Annotated in this window: 1 protein-coding gene; it reads right to left on the bottom strand. The window is 54.9% G+C overall.

Going from position 1 to position 661, the window contains the following annotated elements; translation table 11 throughout:
• Positions 1-25 precede the first annotated feature (25 nt).
• On the bottom strand, positions 26-661 hold a 636-nt coding region (locus KDX30_RS29445; protein WP_231678250.1), incomplete at its 5' end, for a transposase.

Genomic DNA, 661 nt, shown 5'->3' with positions numbered 1-661 from the left:
CCTGTGGGAGATTCTATGGTTGTGATCAAGCCATAACCCACCCTTTGGGTTGATATTCGCTCTGATTTTTCATCAGGGCGAACGCCACCCGAGCGAGTTTGCGAGCGAGCATCACAAGTACCTGTGTGGTTGCTTTCCCGCGGCTGCGATGATGGTCGTAGAACTCTTTCCAGGCACTCGATCGGCTGGCCGACATTGCTGCGTTGTGCAGCAATCGGCGAATCTCCGAGCAGCCTCGTTTGGTTAGGAACCTACGGCCATTTTTTTGGCCAGAATCAGTCACTCTTAGATCCATGCCTAAAAAAGCGATGTAGGAGTCGCCGCTCTTGAAGTCGCCTCTGTTGTAAGCCATGACCAGAGCTGTCGCGGTCAGGAAGCCGATACCTTCAACAGCTTGGCAACGGGCCACTTGCTCCAGCAGCCCGGCTTCGCGCAAGGCATCTTTGAGCTTTGCCTTGACCAGCAGGTCCAGCCGTTCGATTGACTTGAGGAAGGCTGCAAATGACGCCTTCAAGCTGGTGTCATTTGCCCAGCTCTGGGTCAGGCTGGTTTTGGCTTGAATCAGTGAAGCCCTGCGTCGCAGAAGGCTTTGCAGCTTGCCGTAGACTGCTGGGGGCGGCGTCCAGGGGCGAAGATTTTCGCCTTCGTTTTTCAGAAATCG

It is taken from the genome of Pseudomonas quasicaspiana, assembly GCF_021147825.1.
Classification (GTDB): domain Bacteria; phylum Pseudomonadota; class Gammaproteobacteria; order Pseudomonadales; family Pseudomonadaceae; genus Aquipseudomonas; species Aquipseudomonas quasicaspiana.
This window is presented reverse-complemented; position numbering and strand designations above follow the sequence as displayed.